We start from the raw sequence: 20,348 nt of genomic DNA on the forward strand, positions 1-20,348 counted from the left end.
CGCGAAATAAAAACCTCTAGTCAAAACGTAATGTTCGTGTTTAGAGTGTATTTAGAGGGACGGACCTCGTGTGATATTTTTCACAAACATCTTCACCGCTCTCTTCCACGCTCCCCAAAGTAGCATTATGTCTATCCTTGTCGAATGAAGGTAAACATGTGCTGATAATTTATTGTCCTCTCTCCTTGTCCCTCACTCACCTTTAACATAATCATATTCTCCATCTCTCCCTTTAAAGTTCGGGATTTACACCTCGATTTAAGACCATACCGAAATAAAGGTCCGTCCCTCAAACAAGAGAAACGGACCTTTTTCATATTGACGATTCTATTCGTATACGGCTCTGATTCCGCCGATGAGTTTTGGTCTGGTTTTGGCCAGTGTGACGTGTGCCTGGCCGAGGCTTTTCTGTGAAACCCTGATCGGGACGGCTACGTGTTTCAGGTGCATGCCGATGAAGGTATCCCCGATGTCGATGCCGGCGTCGCCTTTTATATGTTCGACCATGACGGGTTCTTCAAAGGAATGGTACGCTTGGGTCGCCATCGCTCCTCCTGCTTTTCGCACAGGAATGACTGTGACTTCATCCAGGCCATTTCTTTCAGCAACATCTCTTTCCAAAACGATGGCACGATTTAAGTGCTCGCAACATTGAAAAGCAAGTGAAACACCAATGGAATCTGCCCAACCTTTTAACTCATCAAAAATCATTTCCGCTACTTCAATGGTTCCTGATGTTCCGATCCTCTCCCCCATCACTTCCGATGTTGAACAGCCTACAACAAACACTTGTCCTTTTTTCATAGGAACCTGTTTGCTGAAATCTTGCAGGATCGTTTGCAGTTCTTCCTTCATTTGAGTGATTTCCATGAAATCCACTTCCTATTGTTTGTCTTCGTATGCCGTGATTTTCCCTATACGGTTGGCATGGCGGCCACCTTCAAATTCTGTCACCAGCCACGTTTGGGCGATTTCACGGGCAAGCCCGGGTCCAATCACACGTTCACCCATGGCTAACATATTGCTGTCATTATGCTCACGTGTTGCTTTCGCACTGAACACATCATGTACAAGGGCGCAGCGGATTCCCTTGACCTTATTAGCTGAAATGCTCATACCGATTCCCGTACCACAAATCAGGATGCCACGATCGAATTCACCGCTGGCTACCTTTTCCGCAACAGGCACTGCATAGTCCGGATAGTCAACGGACGTTCCACACTCACAACCGAAATCCTCATATTCTAGGCCTAGATCTTCCAGTAGTGATTTGATTTCTTCCCGGATATTTACCCCGCCGTGATCGGATGCAATTGCAATTTTCATAATTAATCCCACTCCCTATTGCCTTTGATACGTATTATTTTGCCACACACTCTTGATTATATAAAGTTTTTCGGATTCTTTTTTGTGGGGAGGTGCCGAAAGCAGGTCAACAAATAAAACGGACATGAGGTCCGTCCCTCATGTCCGTCTATTTTATAGATGAAAACGCGTAATCGTACCTTTCAATGATTCTGCCTGCTCTTTCAGATTCAATGCCAACATTTCTACATCACCCATCACAGCCGCTTGTTCTTTAGTGGAGGCTGACACTTCCACTGCACCTGCCGATGTCTCTTCTGCAATGGCGGCGACTTCTTGTGATTGCTGGGAAGTCAATTGAATGCTGTCCATTTGCTGATCTACAAGAACGGATATATTTTGAACCGCATCCGCTACTTCATGAATCGTTTTCGTCATCGTTTCGATCATCTCATTTGTCTGTGTTCCTTTTTTCACTTCAGAATTTGCAGAGTCAACTTGAGTTGTGATCTGTCCAACCACATTTCCAACCTCAGTCTGAATGTTCTTGATGAGGTCCGAAATTCCTTGAACTGCTTTGCCGCTTTCATCTGCCAGTTTGCGGACTTCCTCGGCAACAACTGCAAATCCCTTACCGTGCTCACCTGCCCGTGCCGCTTCAATGGAGGCATTTAAGGCGAGAAGATTGGTCTGATTCGCGATATCCCCGACCAATTGAATGATCTGTTCCACTTTTTTCGCATTGTCTTCCAATCGGCGAACGGCTTCTAAAGAATCTTTATTTCCTCTTGCAAGTCGGCTTATGCCTTCTACCAGGGAATGAATGACTTCCTTGCTTCCTTGAAGCTCCGTCACCATATGCTTGGACATTTGTTCTGATGATTTGGAGTGATTCTGTACTTCCTGTGCTATCCGGATCACGTCCTCAACAGATTCAGCCGTCGTTTGAATCGCCATCGCCGAACTTTCGGCACCTGCTGAAATTTCGCTGATCGTTTTGGAAATGGAATCAGCTTGTATGGAAGCTGATTCCGATGCTTTCGAAAGCTCGATCACATTCGAATTTGTTTTGGTGAAATTTTCGTCGATACAGGACACCATGTCTCGCAAGTTATGCAGCATGCGATTGAAGGCCAATGCGAGTGACCGGATTTCATCATCTGACTTCGGCACATCCACTTCCACAGCAATGTCCCCTTCAGCCGCTTTTAACGCAGCCTGTTCCAAACGCTGAAGAGGTTTGACGATGAATCCCGCTGCAAAAAAGGCAAGCACACCCGACCAGAACACTCCCATCCCCAGAGTCATGCTCGTAAACAAAAGTTCGTTCATTTCAGGTGCAAAAGTAGGTTTGATAAAATAAATAAAAAGTGCACTTGTGGAATACGTCACCACGGCAAGAAGCGTGATAAAGAAGACCAATTTCTTTCTAAGACCCGATTTGTAGCTTCTCTCTTTCCCCATTCTTTCTCTCTCCCTGTCTCAACCCAGCTTTTTAATTAACTCCTCAATCAATGAATCCAACTCTCTGTATGTATGTCTATAGATGTCCACACTGCCTCCGTAAGGATCAGAAACATCCAAATCTGCAGGATCTTCATGGACAAACTCTTTCAATGTGAAAATTTTGTCCGCCACATGTGGATACTGATCCACAATTGCCCGCTTATGATTCGAAGTCATCGTGAAAATATAGGAAGCCCAATCCAAGTTCTCCTTTGAGAGCGAACTTGATTGGTGTCTATGTATTATATCGTTCTCTTTCAGCACTTCTTTAGTCTGAAATGAAGCATCACTTCCGTCCATGGCAAAAACGCCTGCAGATTTCACTTCAAACCTCTCTGCACCCTTATGCTTCAAAACCGCCTCTGCCATAGGACTTCGGCACGTATTTCCCGTACAAACAAATAAAATATTCATCACGTCAACCTCCTTATAACCTATTATAAAATATTTTCCAATCCCGCAATAGTCCATTCAAAAAGAAACAAAAAGGGCTTTTCCCAGAGGCGACAATTATAAGACGAACCAACCGGAAAGGCGCTCTTTGCCTTATTGGTCGGCTTGACTTATAACCTCGAGCCTCTAAGCCGCCGGAGCTGGGCAATAAGAAAAGCGGAGGCGGCTCGCTCAGGCCCGACAAGCATAAGCTAAATAAGCCGGAAAGGCGCACTTTGCCTTTTTGGCTTATTTAGCTTATGACCTCGAGGGGCTAGCCGCCGGAGCTGGACAATTAAAAAAGCCCACCCAAGAGGGACGGACCTTCCTCAACTAAATCGCAACCTCCAGGCCACCCTCTTTTTCACAACGGCAGCAGCAGCTTAATCCCAAATGCAAACAAAATACTTCCCCCAAGTGCCTCACTATATGTCCCGAGCACCCCCTGAAATTTTCGGCCAATGAATAAACCCGCCCATGTCAACACCGTCGCCGCTATTCCAAAACAGAAAAGGGCAACCGCTGTCCTGGCACCGAATATCCCTAAGGTCAATCCAACGGAAAAGCTATCCAGGCTTACACTCAAAGCAAAGAGCACTAAACCAAATCCTACCGGGGAAATGAGCGTCGTCTCCTCTTCTTTAAAGCTGGACATGAACATTTGTATTCCTAATACAATCAAAAGGAGCCCACCGGCATACCCTGCAAAGGCACCGAACGTTTCGGATAAAAATTTCCCCGTCATCATCCCGAGCATGGGCATCCAGACATGAAAGATCCCGACGACCAAGCCTATATAAAAAATTTGCTTTAATCTCAGCTGAAACATACCCATCCCGATCCCGATTGAAAAGGCATCCATCCCAAGAGCAAATGCCATTAACATCAAGGTAATCAGTTCTCCAATAATCGTTGTCATTTTTGTTTTTTCCCCCTCCGGACATGCCTACAGAACAAATTTATGCACGTCCAAAGGGAAATAGAATGATAATTGGGTTTGAAGATTGGGCATTATTGACTCAAACAAAAAACCCCTACAGTTCTTTCAAACCATAGGGGTAACCATTATCCTTTTATCACCCGGTACCCGGCAGCTTTCTGAAGCCGGTTCATAATCGCCAGTCCGACCCCTTCCTCAGGAAACCTTTCGGCAAAAATAATATCAACATCACTTTTATTAAAAGCACGCAGCGTATCGTAAAGATTTCGAGCGACTGTTGAAAGGTCCTCTCTCCTACCAACCGAGAGAATGACGTCTGCCTGGAAGTCATCCATGAATTCTTCCGTTGTTAACACACCCACTTTGAGACCCTCTGCTTTTTTATTATCTACTAATTTCTGAAGATCTGCCCTTGTACCATCAACTAAATACACAGGAGCATCAGGTGCGTAGTGCGTATATTTCATGCCAGGGGATTTCGGAGCCCCCTTTCCTTCTTTTAAAGAAGGATCCACATCCACTCTACCGACTACTTCTTCCAGCTGTTCTATCGTGACTCCTCCGGGACGTAAAACAAACGGGCTTGGTCCGGTGCAATCCACTACCGTCGACTCCACACCTATACCCGTTTCGCCTCCATCGACCACCCCTGCAATCAGGCCTTCCAAATCGTCGATGACATGCTGAGCCGTTGTTGGACTTGGTTTTCCTGAACGGTTCGCACTAGGGGCCGCAATCGGGAGTCCAGACGCTTCAATGATTGCCAGGGCAACTGGGTGATCTGGCATCCGGATTCCCACACTCGGTAATCCCGCTGTTACCCTTTCAGATAATACGTTTTCCTTATTTTTAAATATAATCGTTAAAGGACCCGGCCAAAAAGCATCTACAAGTTTCGCTGCATCCTCAGGAATATCCTCCACCAATTCTTCCAGCTGATCTAAATTTGATATGTGGACAATCAGTGGATTATCCGATGGTCTACCCTTCGCTTCGAAGATTTTCTCCACAGCCGTATCCGATTTCGCATTGGCACCCAGACCATAAACCGTCTCTGTCGGGAATGCCACCACTTCATTCTGTTGAAGAATCTTCGCGACATCCACAATTTGTGGATAACTTTCATAATTATCCACATCACTTTCCACAATCCAATGTTTCATCATTTCCGTCATCCACCTTCTATTATCAACACTCATTTCTGTGTATAGATACAGAATTAACAAGCGTTCAACTACTTTACTCTTTTGAAAGTATAAAAGAAACCCCACAAATTCTCAAGTATTGTCCACAAAACGTGAATAGTAATCTACAAACTGTGGATAAACCTGTGGATTGTGTGAATAATTCTGAAAAAAGAGATATTTACGTTAGTGACTGGCACCTAACGTATTTGTCCGAATTTTACACATAAAAAAAACTGAATCATTTCTCAATAAAAATGATTCAGCCTACTAACAGACTACTATCGGAAAATAATTTCTTCTAGTTGGAATTTGTCGAAACCCCTCATATCAACCTAAAGGTCAAGCCTCATCGTAATACAGTTATCCACAGTGGATAACTTTTGAGCGTGAACAAACTTCTGCAACTCATCCACAAAAGGCTCATTTTCCTGTTGAAAACCTAGCAGGTCAAAGAAGTTCAGCGACGCTTTTCGATTGGAGATCAAGTAAAGACGCGTAAGTTCTTTTTCTTTCGCCAATTTTAATATTTCTTGGAAAAGAGCAAACAATTCTTCACTTTCAAAAGATGAAGTCACAACGAGGGAGCGAAGAAGCCCGATCTTCTCTTGGATCTCAATACCGAGAGTCCCAATTAACTGGTTGTCTGAGTCTTCCACTACTAAAAAACAATCAATACTATTTTTAATGCCTTCTGTGCTTAATCCTGCTTTCATTAAGAAGGCTACAACTTCATGGATATCTTCCTGTGTTGCTTGGCGAATCACTTTTAACATCACAATTCATCCTCCCTTTTCTATCATCCCTTAATGTTAATGTATGAGGGGAAAAAGAGAATAGAACAAGTTGTTGTGAAAAATACTAGAGCGATAGATTTCCTTCGAACATAAAAAAAACTCCATCTCAGGGGGATGAAGCTCTACGTTTTACTTATTGAATAGTCCTTTGAAAAAATCGACTACGAAGAATCGAACTTCTACTTCTTCCTCCTCTCCTTCTTCAACAAAGACTGGCTGTTCTTGTACTGCCGCCGTTTCAACCTCAGGAAGTGCTTCTTTCTTAGGCTCTTCAACAACTACTGTTTCTTCCGTCGCTGCCGCTTCCACTGTTTCCATCTCGACGTCTTTATAGGCAATAACATCTTCCTTGACGACTTCAGGAGATTGCGTTTCTACTGCTTCAGTACTTAATTCCATTTCTGAAGTTTCATCAACTTCATCTTCTGGATCCACTTCAGTAACCTCATTCCCACTCGCTTCCACTTTCGTTTCAAATCCAGGGCTTCTTACTGCATTTCCAGTCGAGAAATCAAGGAAGCATAGAGGAGGATAAAGAACACACCACCAGTTTGCTCCTTCTCCTGCACCCAGTGTGATCAATACCGCTTCATACTCTCCTGCAGGGTACAAATACTGACCATATAATTTAGTAGGGAACTCAACTTTTCCGAAATCAATTTTTACTGATTGTTCCAAGCCTTGCTGAGCGACAACCTGTTCTGCAATCTCCTGTAGCTGTGGCAAGCCCTCTTGAATCACTTTTTTCGCTTCATCCTGCGATGTAAGAGTCGCCACCCAATTCGTAATCTCTTTATTCACTTCATCACGAACGAGTCTTTTCACATTTTGGTCCTGCTCCAAATCACTATTTGCCAGAATCCGCAGTCGAATCGCTTCTTCCGGAATCACCATCGTCTCCTGAGCCGCCAGTTCCTGCTTCGGTATATATAAACTTAGAATCGTTCCTAATGATAGAATCAATATATACAATAAAACCGTATGTTTTGTTTTCATTTCCTCTCCCCCTCAGTAAAACAGTCTAGTCAAAAAGGGGAAATCTTAAACTAGTAAAATAACATTTTTGTTAGGAATTTCTGCTGAACCCTGTTTTGAAAATAAAATCCCATTTTTGAAAACAAATCGCTTGGAATTGAAAATAAAAGGGCGAAAGTTGAAAATTAATGTGACGGCGAGGAAAATCGAGCAATAATGATCCTCCAAATTTACTCCATTCGCACTCCAGCCAACCTAATAACTCACGAATTCATTCCAAACATTTCATTTTCCACAAAAAAACACCCCCGATCACACGAATCGAGGGCCAACATCTTTATTTTCTCTCGCAAAACACCATTCGATCTTTCCCGTTGATATCATGGACAACTTCCACTTCTGCATCAGGAAATGTATCCCGAAGTAAGTCAACCACCGTCTCGCCCTGTCCGATTCCCACTTCGAATCCGATCAGACATTTTTCCTTCATCACCAACGGCAGTTCATCCATAAATCTCTTGTACAAATCATAGCCATCTTCCCCGCCAAACAAAGCGAGTTCAGGCTCATGATCAACGACTACATCTGATAGCGTTTCACGATCTGCCAGGGGAATATATGGTGGATTCGATAAAAGGATATCGAGCTTCACGCCTTCTTCAATTAAAGACTGCAGTAAGTCCCCTTCAAAAAAGCGAACCTCCGCACCGAGTCTCTCACTATTTTCACGGGCAACAGCCAGCGCTTCACGAGAAATATCCACAGCCATCATATCTAGAGGCAAACGATCCGCCTCGAGCTTCAACGTAATCGCAATCGCTCCACTACCCGTTCCAACATCAGCAGCTTGCAAAGGAGTGTCCACAACCCTAAACAGATCCTTCATTTTCTGTAATCCATAATAGATCAGTTCTTCCGTTTCAGGTCTCGGAATCAGAACATGCTCATTCACCACAAACTCCCGACCATAAAACTCCTCCATTCCAATAATATGCTGAATCGGCACTCCACCAACATGCCGGCTAATCCCATCCTGGAATTCTTCCCACTTTTCTTGAGGGACGGACCTCCGCTGTTCAGCCAACAGTTGGGAACGGGACATCCCTACTAAATGCCGCAAATAGATTTCTCCCACATTTTCATCACGGCCATTTTCGACTAAAAAAGAAGAAGCCCATTTTAGGGCTTCAAATATGGTAACAGTCGTCACTATTCTTCCAGTCTCTCAAGAAGTTTGGATTGATCCTCGATGATTAACGCATCGATGACTTCATCCATCTTCCCTTCAAGAATTTGGTCAAGCTTTTGAATCGTCAATCCGATACGATGATCCGTGACGCGGTTTTGTGGGAAATTGTACGTACGGATACGTTCGGAACGGTCACCTGTACCAACGGCTGATTTACGGTTTGCATCGTATTCAGCTTGAACTTCACGTTGGAATTTATCGTAAACGCGGGCACGCAATACTTTCATTGCTTTCTCTTTGTTCTTGATCTGCGACTTTTCATCCTGACATGAAACGACTACACCTGTCGGCATGTGAGTCAGACGCACAGCAGACATGGTTGTATTAACACTTTGTCCTCCCGGGCCACTGGATGCGAAGGTATCGACACGGATATCTTTGTCGTGAATATCCACTTCGACTTCTTCTGCTTCCGGCAGACAGGCAACCGTTGCGGTCGACGTATGAATACGTCCGCCGGATTCTGTTTCAGGTACACGTTGCACACGGTGTGCCCCGTTTTCGTATTTCATTTTGGAGAATGCGCCATTTCCGTTGATCATAAAGATGATTTCTTTATATCCACCAACGCCAGTCGAGTTCGCTTCCATCACTTCGGTCTTCCAGCCTTGTGATTCTGCATAGCGGCTGTACATACGGTATAAATCACCTGCAAACAGTGCTGCTTCATCTCCACCTGCAGCACCACGGACCTCCATGATGACGTTCTTATCATCGTTCGGGTCTTTCGGGATCAGTAATATTTTCAGACGAGCTTCGAGAGCTTCAATCTGCTCTTCAAGCTCTGAAACTTCTTCTTTCACCATTTCACGCATATCAGCATCAAGCTTATCATCCAGCATCGCCTTAGCGTCTTTATACTGCCCAGTAAGTTCTTTATATTCTCGATATGCTTCTACCGTTGCTTGGATGTCTGATTGCTCTTTCGAATAATCTCTTAGCTTCTTTGGGTCATTCACAATTTCTGGATCACTCAATAGCTCATTTAACTTATCATAGCGATCTTCCACTGCTTGTAAACGATCGAACACAGCTATTCACCTCAATTTTAGTCCATAACAGTCTAATTATATTATATGGTGTATGTAAACACAAGGAGGATCGGGAATAAGCAGAAGGCAGAAACGAGTGGATTTTATGTAGAAGGCAAGCAGATCAGCATCCAGACCTGCTTGCACTTTTTTATCTTTCGGTGATTTTCACATTTACATTGTACCTTGGAATGGCTTTTTCTAATCTCTCTTTTAACATCGCTTCTTCTTTATCCGTCTCAGCCATACTCATTTCATTTTGAGTATGGGCCGTCACCCACATTTGTTCGCCATTGATCCACACTTCATCTGGTTCGAAGTTGGAATACTCCCTCACAACCTCACGCGCTTTATCTTCATACACACCAATTGTCGTCGATGTTGTGCCTGGTGAGTTCGTCAGGTTAGGGAAGTTCGGGTTTTCATTTGTCGTGTTTCTGACGCTTCTATCTTGACGATCATTCCTATCATCATTTCGATTATCAATGAATCGGGTCCCATTTTGATCCTCGTGCATACCGAATTCGGATTCCTGATTCACTCCACACGCGGTGATTAAAATGAAGAATACTGTAAAGGATAAAACTAATACTAATTTTTTCATACTTTCACACCTCCTGCTTTTAGGATTTCCCACAGGAAAGCGCTTATTCATACAAAAGTCAGGGAGGTTGTTCATTACTTATAAGGCTCGGCAAATGGCCATAACCAGAAATAAAAAAAGCCCCAAACTGGGACTTTTCATTTATATATTTATACTTCCTTCACCATATCAGGTGTAACGCTCATTCCAGTGGGAACTTCATGGTGATGACGGCATCTTGGCTCATAGGCTTCAGATGCACCCACCAGGATGACGGGATCATCGTAGCAAGCTGGTTCGCCATTGATTAATCGTTGTGTTCGACTTGCGGGAGAGCCGCATACTGCACAAACGGCTTGAAGTTTTGTCACTTGTTCGGCAATGGACATTAAGTCCGGCATTGGACCGAATGGTTCTCCGCGGAAATCCTGATCAAGTCCTGCTATGATGACACGATATCCACTGTTTGCTAATTTTTGGACGACCTCTACAATGCCTTCGTCAAAAAATTGAACCTCATCAATAGCAACGACATCCACCTCTGGATTCAGGTCATCAAGGATCACATGTGAACCCTCGACTGCTTTGGCGATGACAGAGGTACCATTATGAGATACAACCGACTCATCACTATAGCGATTATCTAGTTTTGGCTTATACACAGCAATTTCCTGTTTAGCAAATTGAGTGCGTCTTACCCGGCGGATCAGTTCCTCGGATTTTCCTGAGAACATGCTGCCGCAAATGACTTCTACCCAACCCGTTTGTTTCATGACATACACGAAAGCGCCTCTCCTTCCTTATGCAATATTCTATAATAAAACAGTCTGGTGACTGTTAGTAAAAACGGACTACTCTTTAGTATAAAGCATTCCTTTATGTACGGGAAAAATGCTCAGAATTCAGTAATTTGGCAGAAAAAAAGAGGCACAGCTCAATTGGAACTGCCTCTATTTCTTCAACCATTTGCTTTAAAGAGAATAAAAAACAGGCAAGCATGAAGATCCTTGCCTGTTTTTCTAATAGAAGAGAAGTGCCAATTCTATTTCGTTTATGCCTTACGCACAAAGAAATTCGAAATAGCCTTCCAGCTCTTCATTATTGTTGTTGATTTTTAAGACCGTATTTTTTGTTGAAACGGTCAACACGTCCACCAGCGTCAGCGAATTTCTGACGTCCTGTGTAGAATGGATGGCATTCAGAACATACCTCAACGCGCATTTCTTCCGCTACAGAACCAGTTTCAAATTCGTTACCGCAAGCACAGCTAACTTTGATCGTGTTGTACTTAGGATGAATTCCTGATTTCATTTCTTTCATCTCCTTCCGCCCTGAATCATCTGAAACAGAGTAATTTATTACGAAGATATATGTGATATGAGCATAAGCATGAGAGTTATAGCCAGCCCCTTACCACATCCATTTTTTAAAACACATTGACACTATTATAACAAGGACATGTGATATTTGCAACCTGCAAAATTGGAAGTTACAGACATAACTCTCCTCAAAAAATCATTCGATTATTAGATTAACGCTTCTTCGACTCTTCTGTCAATACGTTGAAAAACTCTTCATTCGTCTTCGATTGCTTCAGCTTGCGCATAAGCTTTTCAGCGAAATCAGGCTGATCGGACATCGCTTTACGGATCGCCCATAGCTTTTCAAGATGATCCGGTTTGATGAGAAGTTCTTCTCGACGTGTTCCGGAACGACGGATGTCGATGGCCGGGAAGATACGTCTTTCAGCAAGAGAACGATCAAGATGAAGTTCTAAGTTCCCTGTTCCTTTGAACTCTTCATATATCACATCGTCCATACGGGATCCTGTATCTACTAACGCTGTTGCGAGAACAGTTAAGCTTCCGCCTTCTTCAATGTTACGTGCAGCACCAAAGAATCGCTTTGGACGGTGGAATGCAGCAGGGTCAATACCTCCGGAAAGAGTTCGTCCACTTGGTGGTATGACCAGGTTATAAGCACGTGCCAAACGAGTGATACTATCCATCAGGATAATGACATCACGCTTGTGCTCCACTAAACGCATAGCGCGCTCAAGAACGAGTTCTGCCACTTTGATGTGGTTTTCCGGCACTTCATCGAAGGTAGAGCTTACGACTTCTGCTTCTACCGAACGTTCGATATCCGTTACTTCCTCTGGACGCTCATCGATCAGAAGAATGATTAATTCCGCTTCAGGATGATTCGTTGTGATCGAGTTCGCGATTTCTTTGATCAGCATCGTCTTACCTGCTTTAGGTGGCGCTACGACTAATCCACGTTGTCCAAAACCGACAGGCGCAATAAGATCCATGATACGCGTTGAGATTTTGTTAGTTGTTGTCTCAAGTTTCATTTGACGGTCAGGATATAAAGGCGTAAGCCCTGGGAAATGGACACGTTCTTTCGCAGATTCCGGCTCTTCTCCATTGACCATTTCAACATGAAGCAGTCCGAAATAACGCTCGTTTTCCTTCGGAGGGCGCACTTTTCCCGATACCTTATCCCCGTTACGAAGATCGAAACGACGGATCTGTGAAGCAGAAATATAAATATCCTCAGAGCTTGGAGAATAGTTGATCGGTCGTAAGAAACCGAAGCCCTCTGATTGGATGATTTCAAGAACACCTTCCATAAAGAAGAAGCCTTCTTGTTCTGCACGAACTTTAAGGATAGCGAAAATCAATTCTTTTTTTGTTAATTTACTATAATAAGAAACTTTGTATTGTTTGGCTAGCTCGTAAAGCTCTTTAAGCTTCATATTTTCTAAGCTAGAGATTGTTAACTCTTCCATCATGACACCACGCTTTATTAATTTGTCCTACCTTAAAATAAAACTTGTTATTATTTTTCACGAGAGAGTAGAGGTTGATTTCCGCTACAGGATGCTCGCTTTCCGCGGGGCGGGAGTCGAGCACCTTCCGCTACAATCAACTTACTTTTAATCTCTTTCACAAATAAATATCTATCTTTTAGAAAAGAGCCAAATATGGGTAGATTTTTCTAAAAATGAAGAAATATGTTGAAGCATAAACTAATAGAAAAAATGCTGAAGATAAAACCTTATCTATTGTAACCATACTTTTAATCAAGAATCAATGACTGGGTAAAAAAAGGAAGGTAATTTTGTAGATAGGCAGCATTTTTTCACCTATGAAGAAAAAAAGTGAGTGATAAGAGTGGTCATGGGCAGAAATGGTAAGACACTCTGCCCATCCCTCATCTCTTATTAAGAAGAGTTGGTTTCTCTCTCTATGTTACTTATATCTATTTATTATCTCATGACCAGATTTGGCTTTTTCTGAAGACTGTGGCGGCCGTCTATGAAGCGAACGGTCCCAGACTTCGCACGCATAACGACAGAATGAGTCAATCCGTATGTCCCTTTAAGCTGAACACCTCTTAACAGTTCACCATCCGTTACACCTGTTGCCGCAAAGATCGCATCGTCACCGCATACGAGGTCTTCCATTCGAAGGATCTTGTCCACATCCAGCCCCATGCTGATACAGCGTTGCAGTTCGGCATCGTTCTGTGGTAAAAGCTTTCCTTGAATTTCTCCACCTAAGCATTTCAGCGCAACGGCAGCAAGTACTCCTTCTGGAGCCCCACCGGATCCGAATAATATATCGACACCTGTATGATCGAATGCTGTGTTCATAGCTCCCGCTACGTCACCATCATTGATCAGTTTGATACGGGCTCCAGCTTCTCTCAGCTGCTGGATGATATGCTCATGACGAGGACGATTTAAGACGGTTGCAACTACGTCTTCAATGTCCTTGTTCTTTGCTTTTGCAACGGCTTTCAGATTATCGATAACAGAAGCATTGATATCAATTTCCCCAACCGCTTCTGGTCCTACTGCGATTTTATCCATATACATATCCGGTGCGTTCAGTAGGTTTCCGTGGTCTGCCACCGCTAACACCGCCAGTGCATTCCAGCCTCCGGAAGCAACGATATTCGTTCCTTCCAACGGATCGACGGCCACATCTACACGTGGGCCATAGCCTGTCCCTAGTTTCTCACCGATATAAAGCATTGGAGCTTCATCCATTTCACCTTCACCGATAACAACTGTTCCCTTCATCGGTACTGTATCGAATACATCGCGCATGGCAGAGGTTGCAGCATCATCTGCTTCATCCTTCTTACCGCGACCCATCCAGCGTGCTGATGCAAGGGCAGCCCCTTCTGTTACTCGAACAAGCTCCATTGATAAACTTCTTTCCATGTATATAGCCTCCCGTATTCCCTTTTGTTTTACAATATTCTTTAATTGTATAACATATTTACAGATTTATTGTAACACATTGAAGCGTTTAGAGAGACTTTTTTTATAAAAAAGTAGGACACAATGGTTCATTTCAGCCGAAAATTTCTGGTAATACAGTTAATATTTCCAGAAAAGTAAGTGGCTGTTCACCAATAGCGAGTAGTGGTTGATTTCCGCTCCAGATGCTCGCTTTCCGCGGGGCGTGAGTTGAGCCTCCTCAGGCTTTGCCCTGCGGGGTCTCAACTTTCCCGCTATTCCCGCAGGAGTCGAGCATCTTCCGCTCCAATCAACTTAGATATTTAATGCTTTACCTCAAAACATAAGAGTAAAAGCAACAATTTCTCGAAAGCTATGAAGTTTTACTGAAACTACGACTTCATTTGCTCCAATTCTTCCGCTGACATCTTTTCACGCCAGATTGTCGCTCCCAGGCCTTCGAGTTTGGCAACCAGGTCGCTGTATCCTCGATCGATATGCTCTAGGCCGGTTACTTCTGTCACACCTTCTGCCATTAAGCCGGCGATGACAAGAGCCGCTCCTGCGCGCAGGTCACTTGCTTTCACTTTGGCACCTTGTAATTGTACAGGTCCATTGACGATGGCCGAGCGACCTTCCACCTTGATCGTCGCATTCATTCTTCTCAGTTCATCGATATGCTTGAAGCGGGCTGAATAGATGGTATCCGTTACGACAGCAGAACCTTCTGCCCGGTTCAATAACGTGGTGAACGGCTGCTGCAGATCTGTTGGAAATCCTGGATACACCAATGTTTTCACATCAACGGATTTGAGCTTGTCCGCTCTTCCGATGTAGATCTGGTCGTCGTTTGTTTCAACGGGTACGCCCATTTCACGTAGCTTGGCGATGACCGATTCCATATGTAATGGGATAACGTTGTCAACGAGTACGCCTTTACCGACTGCTGCTGCAAGGATCATGAACGTTCCCGCTTCAATACGATCAGGAATGATTGTGTGACGGCAGCCGTGAAGCTCGTCCACACCATCAATGCGGATCACATCGGTTCCTGCCCCTTTGATCTTCGCACCCATATTACTTAGTAATGTAGCTACGTCAATGATCTCAGGTTCTTTTGCCGCATTTTCAATGATCGTTCTGCCTTTTGCACGTACAGCGGCAAGCATGATGTTGATCGTTGCTCCTACACTGACGACGTCCAGGTAAATACGGGCACCCCTTAATTCATCGGCACGCAAATAAATCGCACCCTGTTCATTCGTCACTTCTGCTCCGAGAGCTTCGAAGCCTTTAATATGCTGGTCAATCGGACGTGGACCAAGGTGACATCCACCCGGTAATCCGATGACAGCTTTTTTGAATCGTCCAAGCATCGCTCCCATTAAATAATAAGAGGCACGAAGCTTTTTCACCTTCCCGCTCGGTAAAGGCATGGACACCATTTGACTTGGATCTACACTCATATCCCCATCTTCCAAGTTGACGGAACCACCGATCTCTTCTAATAGATCTTTCAGTGTCCGCACATCAGAGATGTCTGGTAACCCTTCGATTGTGACTGGTGAATCAGCAAGAATGGTTGCCGGGATCAAGGCTACCGCACTATTTTTGGCCCCACTGACTTTAATGGTTCCTTCAAGGGGATAACCTCCTGCAATTTTTAGCTTTTCCATATTAAACTCCCTTCCACTGTTCATTGATGAGGAAGCCCCAATGGCTGTCAGACTCCGCACACCAAAAACAAAAAGGATTATTTTTCCAAAAGAAGACGTTCTAAGAAGTATTGTCTACTAGTTTATACATATTTCGTCAAAACATGTATAGGAATTACGAATTTTTTCTCGTTGGACCAATTGACTTAAGTTTAGCGGTTGTTCCAATCATTCAGGAATGCATCGATTCCTTTATCCGTAAGGGGATGCTGGAACAATTGCTTCAATACTTTCAAAGGCACTGTCGCAATATGTGCCCCTCTTAAGGCAGCTTCTGTAATATGTTGTGGATGACGGGTCGATGCCGCAATGATTTCTGTTTCCAGGCCGTGAATCGCAAAGATTTCGGCGATTTTGGAAACAAGCTCAAGACCATCATGGCCGATATCATCTAATCTTCCTAAAAAAGGCGAAACATACGTCGCACCAGCACGAGCCGCTAAAAGCGCCTGGTTCGCACTGAAAATCAGCGTCACATTTGTCTTAATTCCTTCTTTAGCAAAAGTAGATGTCGCTCTCAAGCCATCCGGCGTCATCGGAAGCTTAACCGTAATGTTAGGCGCGATCTTTGCAAGCTCCCTGCCCTCTTTGATCATTCCTTCAGCGTCTGTCGCGATAACTTCAGCGCTTACAGAACCTGGAACTAAATCTGTGATTTCTTTTAAACGATCTTCAAATGTTACGTTTTTTTCTTTCGCTACAAGCGACGGATTCGTTGTCACTCCTGAAAGAATACCCCATTCAAATGCTTCTTGAATTTCACTCATGTTTGCTGTATCTATGAAAAACTTCATTTTCTCTACCCCATTTTCGACAAAATTTTCAATCATCTTCTAATGAACGGAAGGGACTGACCCAAAAAGGTATCAACCCTTTCCTGGTGCCAGTCCCATCCTACAGCTTCATTCTATTTCTACCACATTCGGAAAGCCTGTAATCTAACACAAAGAACTTTCCAAACATTACCTATCTATTTAGCTTGGTTAGAAGAACCAAATTCGCGCATTTTGCCAGCAACTGTCGCTTTGATCGCTTCACGGGCAGGACCCATGTATTTACGTGGATCATATACTTCTGTGTCAGCTGCAAGTACTTCACGTACCGCTTTAGCAGAAGCAATTTGGTTTTCAGTGTTTACGTTGATTTTAGCTGTTCCGTAAGAGATCGCTTTTTGGATGTCTTTTGTCGGAATTCCAGTACCACCGTGAAGTACTAGAGGTACTCCAGTCGCTGCACCGATTTCTTCCATTTCTTTGAATCCAAGATTCGGTTCACCTTTGTAAGGACCGTGAACAGAACCAAGTGCAGGAGCTAGTGTATCGATACCAGTACGATCTACCAATTCTTGACACTCTTTAGGATCTGCATAAATAACGCCATCTGCTACTACGTCATCCTCTTGTCCACCAACAGTTCCAAGCTCAGCTTCAACAGAAACACCTTTAGAATGAGCATATTCAACCACTTTAGAAGTGATTTCAATGTTTTCCTCGAAAGGACCGTGAGAAGCGTCGATCATGACAGAAGTGAAACCTGCATCGATTGCTTCTTTACATTTGTCATAGCTTGAACCGTGGTCTAAGTGAATCGCCACAGGTACTGTGATGTTTAAGTCTTCCATAAGACCTTCAACCATTTTCACAACTGTTTTGAAGCCGCTCATGTAACGTGCTGCCCCTTCAGAAACACCAAGGATGACAGGTGATTTTTCTTCTTCAGCAGCTTGTAGGATCGCTTGAGTGAACTCAAGGTTATTCAGGTTGAATTGACCTACCGCATAGCTGTTTTCTTTTGCTTGAATTAGCATGTCTTTCATTGAAACTAAAGGCATAGTAATTTCCTCCTTTTATTCAGTCAGTGAACCATTCTAGTAGAAATGGCGGTGTTATTTATAGCACCATGTGACATTGTTTACAATTTCACTTGTATCATACCAAAACAGAATTGATTTTACCAACTGCAGAGGCGAATTGATAAAAATACTACTATTTTCACTATTCAAATAATACTATCAAGCTGGAATATATTGTTTTACAGCCTGCCTGATGTCGTCGATATCAAACGGTTTGGCAAAGTGAGTAAGCGCTCCCAGATCCTTTGCTTCCTGAATCATGTCCAGTTCCCCGTACGCAGTCATAATAATGACGCGGATATCTGCATCCTTCTGCTTCATTCTCTTCAAAATTTCGATCCCATCCATACCTGGAATCTTCATATCCAGCAAAACCAAATCAGGGGAATGCTGATCTACAATTTCAAGCGCCTGGATTCCGTTCGCTGCCTGAAATGTTTGGTAGCCTTCCTTTTGTAACACTTCATTTAATAGAATCCTAATACCAAATTGATCGTCTACAATAAGAATTTTCTCGTTCATCCATCCCAATCCCCTTCGTATTAAAGTAAATTATGTATTACTGAGCTAAATAACCGACTATTAATTGTATATTTATTACTAATTCTCTTTTTACTGTAAAAAATCCTGCTTCTTATCAAGATTTTACTTAAGACCTTTTTCCCCTTTATAATAAGCGTTACGATGACAAATGTCGAAGCAAATATATAAGGAGAGTTTATTCCATGATAAAAATGTTCACAACACAGTTAACTGGATTGTTCAAACGCATTTATGATAAGCAGGAATTCGAAATTGAAGACGGTGCCCGCCTGCTGGCCCAAGCCGCCATCGGACAAGGAAATATCTATATTAAGGGCTACGGGGAAATGGAAGCTGTCACAGCCGATGCCTTGTTTGGTGCTGAACCTCTTCCTTCCGCTAAAAGATACGATGGTTCCATCCCGCTGACGGAAGCTGATAGAGTATTAGTCGTCAGCCGTTTTTCAACTGATGAGGATGCCGTGGAGTTAGGGAAAAAACTGGCTGATGAAGGTATACCATTCGTGGCAGTTTCTGGATTGGTAGAGGGTGAAGAGAATCTGGTGGACTTAGCCGATGTTTATTTAGATACGAAAGTGATCAAGGGCATGCTTCCAGGCGATGAGATCGGTGAGCGGGTGAGCTTTCCTTCCAGCATGGCGGCCCTTTATCTTTATTTTGCCCTTGGGTTTGTGATCCGTGAGATGTTGGAGGAGTTTGAGGAGTAGAAGATAGGCCCGTTCCTGGTTGGGGACGGGTTTTTTAATGATATGTTCTGATAGACGCAATCCGCGAAATTTGTCGTTCATTGTAGAACGGTCGATATCTTGAAAATAAGGTTGATATAATGAAAGAACGGTTGATAAAACGATATGAAGGTTGATAAATTCCGATAACGGTCGATAACCTTTCTCATACATATTTCTACTGGATTCCATGTGGCAACAAAGGTTGATTTTCACACAAAAAAAGAGAGGCACCATTAAATGGCCCCCTCACCTCAACTAATTCAAGCCCCACGCACCTTCCTGGCATGCACATACGTCACTGCCAATGCCAATACCAGTACGCTTCCTTTAATTATTTCAAATGCATAGTATGGTAGATTCATCATCGTCAATCCATTCAGGAGGACTCCTATCAAGGCTGCCCCAAAGAAGGTTCCGAGGATATTCGGTTTTCCTGCACCCAAGACGGAAAAGCCGACAAACACAGCGGCGACTGCTTCCATCAGGAGTGGGGCACCGGCATCCATCTGCCCTGATCCGACCCGGGCCGTGAACAGGATTCCTCCAATCGATGCGAATATACCTGAGAGAACGTAGGCAATCAATTTCACCCGCGTCACTCTGACACCTGATAAGCGAGACGCTTCCGCGTTACCTCCTGTCATGTACAAAATGCGTCCCCATCTCGTGAAATGCATGATTACATAGACGATACCGACCAACACGAGCATGATCCATACCGGTACCGGCAATCCAAGCCACTTTCCCTGGCCGATCCAGAGGAAGGCTTCGGAAAATTCCCCAGGTGCTGTCCCACCAGTTGTCATCGGCATATTATTGTAGATCGAGTATCCTTCTGTATACGTCCGATGGACACCTGAAATGATATACATGGCCCCTAGTGTAGCAAGCAAATCCGGAATTCCAAACTTCACGATCAATAGCGAATTGAATAACCCTACTCCTGCTCCCACCAACAATGGAACAAGGAGCACGATCCACAACGGAGCTTCATACCAGACCATCAAAGAAGCCGTCACAACGGTAGACAGGGAAACCGTTGAACCCACTGATAAGTCAAAGCCATCCACGACAAGGGTAAAGGTGACCCCAATGGCGACCAATGTGACGATGGAAATCGAGCGGAGAATGTCTGATAGATTTCCATATGTGAAGAAAAACGGGTTATATAAGCTGAAAAATATAAGAATTGCGGCCATCAACACGATGGCACCGTATTTAAATAGTAAGTCGAGTATCTTGCCTTTCATGAG

Annotated in this window: 21 protein-coding genes; 1 reads left to right on the forward strand and 20 read right to left on the reverse strand. The window is 43.7% G+C overall.

The annotated features are described in order from the left end of the window. Positions 1 to 327: 327 nt before the first annotated feature. The 19 genes from F0342_RS04410 to F0342_RS04500 all read right to left on the reverse strand — a co-directional run bounded on the left by F0342_RS04410 (position 328) and on the right by F0342_RS04500 (position 18,346). The gene (locus F0342_RS04410) at positions 328 to 870 is read right to left on the reverse strand and encodes a TIGR01440 family protein (protein WP_149154809.1); all 543 of its coding nucleotides are present in this window, start codon (positions 868 to 870) and stop codon (positions 328 to 330) included. Between the two features lie 12 nt (positions 871 to 882). Continuing rightward, entirely contained in the window at positions 883 to 1,326 is a 444-nt protein-coding gene (rpiB, locus tag F0342_RS04415; RefSeq protein WP_149154810.1) for a ribose 5-phosphate isomerase B, read from the reverse strand. A 153-nt stretch (positions 1,327 to 1,479) separates the two neighbouring features. Further along, on the reverse strand, positions 1,480 to 2,769 hold the full coding sequence (locus F0342_RS04420) for a methyl-accepting chemotaxis protein (protein WP_149154811.1): 1,290 nt from the start codon (positions 2,767 to 2,769) through the stop codon (positions 1,480 to 1,482). An 18-nt stretch (positions 2,770 to 2,787) separates the two neighbouring features. Beyond that, complete coding sequence (locus tag F0342_RS04425) at positions 2,788 to 3,225, reverse strand: low molecular weight protein arginine phosphatase (protein WP_316252582.1); 438 nt, start codon at positions 3,223 to 3,225, stop codon at positions 2,788 to 2,790. 382 nt (positions 3,226 to 3,607) lie between these two features. Next, positions 3,608 to 4,162 carry a manganese efflux pump MntP gene (locus tag F0342_RS04430; protein ID WP_149154813.1) on the reverse strand — a complete coding sequence of 185 codons (555 nt, stop codon included), beginning with the start codon at positions 4,160 to 4,162 and terminating at the stop codon, positions 3,608 to 3,610. Between the two features lie 146 nt (positions 4,163 to 4,308). Continuing rightward, positions 4,309 to 5,349 carry an L-threonylcarbamoyladenylate synthase gene (locus tag F0342_RS04435; RefSeq protein WP_395940659.1) on the reverse strand — a complete coding sequence of 347 codons (1,041 nt, stop codon included), beginning with the start codon at positions 5,347 to 5,349 and terminating at the stop codon, positions 4,309 to 4,311. 353 nt (positions 5,350 to 5,702) lie between these two features. Next, positions 5,703 to 6,143: a GNAT family N-acetyltransferase gene (locus F0342_RS04440; protein ID WP_149154814.1), complete on the reverse strand. Its 441-nt coding sequence runs from the start codon at positions 6,141 to 6,143 to the stop codon at positions 5,703 to 5,705. A 150-nt stretch (positions 6,144 to 6,293) separates the two neighbouring features. Then, the gene (spoIIR, locus tag F0342_RS04445) at positions 6,294 to 7,160 is read right to left on the reverse strand and encodes a stage II sporulation protein R (RefSeq protein ID WP_149154815.1); all 867 of its coding nucleotides are present in this window, start codon (positions 7,158 to 7,160) and stop codon (positions 6,294 to 6,296) included. Between the two features lie 316 nt (positions 7,161 to 7,476). Beyond that, on the reverse strand, positions 7,477 to 8,349 hold the full coding sequence (prmC, locus tag F0342_RS04450) for a peptide chain release factor N(5)-glutamine methyltransferase (protein ID WP_149154816.1): 873 nt from the start codon (positions 8,347 to 8,349) through the stop codon (positions 7,477 to 7,479). Continuing rightward, positions 8,349 to 9,419, reverse strand: coding sequence for a peptide chain release factor 1 (prfA, locus tag F0342_RS04455; protein WP_148996332.1), 1,071 nt, complete (start codon positions 9,417 to 9,419; stop codon positions 8,349 to 8,351). The genes prmC and prfA overlap by 1 nt, the downstream gene beginning before the upstream one ends. Before the next feature lie 151 nt (positions 9,420 to 9,570). Next, positions 9,571 to 10,023 carry a hypothetical protein gene (locus F0342_RS04460; RefSeq protein WP_149154817.1) on the reverse strand — a complete coding sequence of 151 codons (453 nt, stop codon included), beginning with the start codon at positions 10,021 to 10,023 and terminating at the stop codon, positions 9,571 to 9,573. A gap of 149 nt (positions 10,024 to 10,172) precedes the next feature. After that, positions 10,173 to 10,784, reverse strand: coding sequence for a thymidine kinase (locus F0342_RS04465; RefSeq protein ID WP_149154818.1), 612 nt, complete (start codon positions 10,782 to 10,784; stop codon positions 10,173 to 10,175). A 316-nt stretch (positions 10,785 to 11,100) separates the two neighbouring features. Next, positions 11,101 to 11,313 carry a 50S ribosomal protein L31 gene (rpmE, locus tag F0342_RS04470; protein ID WP_034765123.1) on the reverse strand — a complete coding sequence of 71 codons (213 nt, stop codon included), beginning with the start codon at positions 11,311 to 11,313 and terminating at the stop codon, positions 11,101 to 11,103. Between the two features lie 220 nt (positions 11,314 to 11,533). After that, on the reverse strand, positions 11,534 to 12,796 hold the full coding sequence (rho, locus tag F0342_RS04475) for a transcription termination factor Rho (RefSeq protein WP_149154819.1): 1,263 nt from the start codon (positions 12,794 to 12,796) through the stop codon (positions 11,534 to 11,536). Positions 12,797 to 13,276: 480 nt separating this feature from the next. Then, positions 13,277 to 14,239 (reverse strand): class II fructose-bisphosphatase, encoded by a 963-nt coding sequence (gene glpX / locus F0342_RS04480; RefSeq protein ID WP_034765120.1) that lies wholly within the window; start codon positions 14,237 to 14,239, stop codon positions 13,277 to 13,279. A 410-nt stretch (positions 14,240 to 14,649) separates the two neighbouring features. Then, positions 14,650 to 15,933, reverse strand: a complete 1,284-nt coding sequence (locus F0342_RS04485) for a UDP-N-acetylglucosamine 1-carboxyvinyltransferase (protein WP_149154820.1) — start codon at positions 15,931 to 15,933, stop codon at positions 14,650 to 14,652. 191 nt (positions 15,934 to 16,124) lie between these two features. Beyond that, entirely contained in the window at positions 16,125 to 16,766 is a 642-nt protein-coding gene (gene fsa, locus F0342_RS04490; protein WP_149154981.1) for a fructose-6-phosphate aldolase, read from the reverse strand. Between the two features lie 176 nt (positions 16,767 to 16,942). Next, positions 16,943 to 17,803 (reverse strand): class IIb fructose-bisphosphate aldolase FdaB, encoded by an 861-nt coding sequence (gene fdaB / locus F0342_RS04495; RefSeq protein WP_149154821.1) that lies wholly within the window; start codon positions 17,801 to 17,803, stop codon positions 16,943 to 16,945. Positions 17,804 to 17,983: 180 nt separating this feature from the next. After that, positions 17,984 to 18,346, reverse strand: a complete 363-nt coding sequence (locus tag F0342_RS04500) for a response regulator (RefSeq protein ID WP_148971206.1) — start codon at positions 18,344 to 18,346, stop codon at positions 17,984 to 17,986. 203 nt (positions 18,347 to 18,549) lie between these two features. On the opposite strand from F0342_RS04500, the gene F0342_RS04505 reads away from it, so the two are divergent. After that, positions 18,550 to 19,074, forward strand: coding sequence for a DUF2529 domain-containing protein (locus F0342_RS04505; protein WP_149154822.1), 525 nt, complete (start codon positions 18,550 to 18,552; stop codon positions 19,072 to 19,074). Positions 19,075 to 19,355: 281 nt separating this feature from the next. Here the strand turns inward: F0342_RS04505 and F0342_RS04510 are convergent, their stop codons facing one another. Further along, positions 19,356 to 20,345, reverse strand: coding sequence for an ABC transporter permease (locus F0342_RS04510; protein WP_149154823.1), 990 nt, complete (start codon positions 20,343 to 20,345; stop codon positions 19,356 to 19,358). Between the last annotated feature and the right edge of the window lie 3 nt (positions 20,346 to 20,348).

This window comes from Bacillus sp. CH30_1T, from assembly GCF_008364765.1.
In the GTDB taxonomy this organism is placed as follows: domain Bacteria; phylum Bacillota; class Bacilli; order Bacillales; family Bacillaceae_B; genus Rossellomorea.

What these genes read in the sequence shown, in the direction of transcription:
- F0342_RS04410 (WP_149154809.1), bottom strand. Translation starts at nt 870, where the DNA reads ATGGAAATCACTCAAATGAAGGAAGAACTGCAAACGATCCTGCAAGAT.
- rpiB (WP_149154810.1), bottom strand. Translation starts at nt 1,326, where the DNA reads ATGAAAATTGCAATTGCATCCGATCACGGCGGGGTAAATATCCGGGAA.
- F0342_RS04420 (WP_149154811.1), bottom strand. Translation starts at nt 2,769, where the DNA reads ATGGGGAAAGAGAGAAGCTACAAATCGGGTCTTAGAAAGAAATTGGTC.
- F0342_RS04425 (WP_316252582.1), bottom strand. Translation starts at nt 3,225, where the DNA reads ATGAATATTTTATTTGTTTGTACGGGAAATACGTGCCGAAGTCCTATG.
- F0342_RS04430 (WP_149154813.1), bottom strand. Translation starts at nt 4,162, where the DNA reads ATGACAACGATTATTGGAGAACTGATTACCTTGATGTTAATGGCATTT.
- F0342_RS04435 (WP_395940659.1), bottom strand. Translation starts at nt 5,349, where the DNA reads ATGATGAAACATTGGATTGTGGAAAGTGATGTGGATAATTATGAAAGT.
- F0342_RS04440 (WP_149154814.1), bottom strand. Translation starts at nt 6,143, where the DNA reads ATGTTAAAAGTGATTCGCCAAGCAACACAGGAAGATATCCATGAAGTT.
- spoIIR (WP_149154815.1), bottom strand. Translation starts at nt 7,160, where the DNA reads ATGAAAACAAAACATACGGTTTTATTGTATATATTGATTCTATCATTA.
- F0342_RS04460 (WP_149154817.1), bottom strand. Translation starts at nt 10,023, where the DNA reads ATGAAAAAATTAGTATTAGTTTTATCCTTTACAGTATTCTTCATTTTA.
- rpmE (WP_034765123.1), bottom strand. Translation starts at nt 11,313, where the DNA reads ATGAAATCAGGAATTCATCCTAAGTACAACACGATCAAAGTTAGCTGT.
- rho (WP_149154819.1), bottom strand. Translation starts at nt 12,796, where the DNA reads ATGGAAGAGTTAACAATCTCTAGCTTAGAAAATATGAAGCTTAAAGAG.
- glpX (WP_034765120.1), bottom strand. Translation starts at nt 14,239, where the DNA reads ATGGAAAGAAGTTTATCAATGGAGCTTGTTCGAGTAACAGAAGGGGCT.
- F0342_RS04485 (WP_149154820.1), bottom strand. Translation starts at nt 15,933, where the DNA reads ATGGAAAAGCTAAAAATTGCAGGAGGTTATCCCCTTGAAGGAACCATT.
- fsa (WP_149154981.1), bottom strand. Translation starts at nt 16,766, where the DNA reads ATGAAGTTTTTCATAGATACAGCAAACATGAGTGAAATTCAAGAAGCA.
- fdaB (WP_149154821.1), bottom strand. Translation starts at nt 17,803, where the DNA reads ATGCCTTTAGTTTCAATGAAAGACATGCTAATTCAAGCAAAAGAAAAC.
- F0342_RS04500 (WP_148971206.1), bottom strand. Translation starts at nt 18,346, where the DNA reads ATGAACGAGAAAATTCTTATTGTAGACGATCAATTTGGTATTAGGATT.
- F0342_RS04505 (WP_149154822.1), top strand. Translation starts at nt 18,550, where the DNA reads ATGATAAAAATGTTCACAACACAGTTAACTGGATTGTTCAAACGCATT.
- F0342_RS04510 (WP_149154823.1), bottom strand. Translation starts at nt 20,345, where the DNA reads ATGAAAGGCAAGATACTCGACTTACTATTTAAATACGGTGCCATCGTG.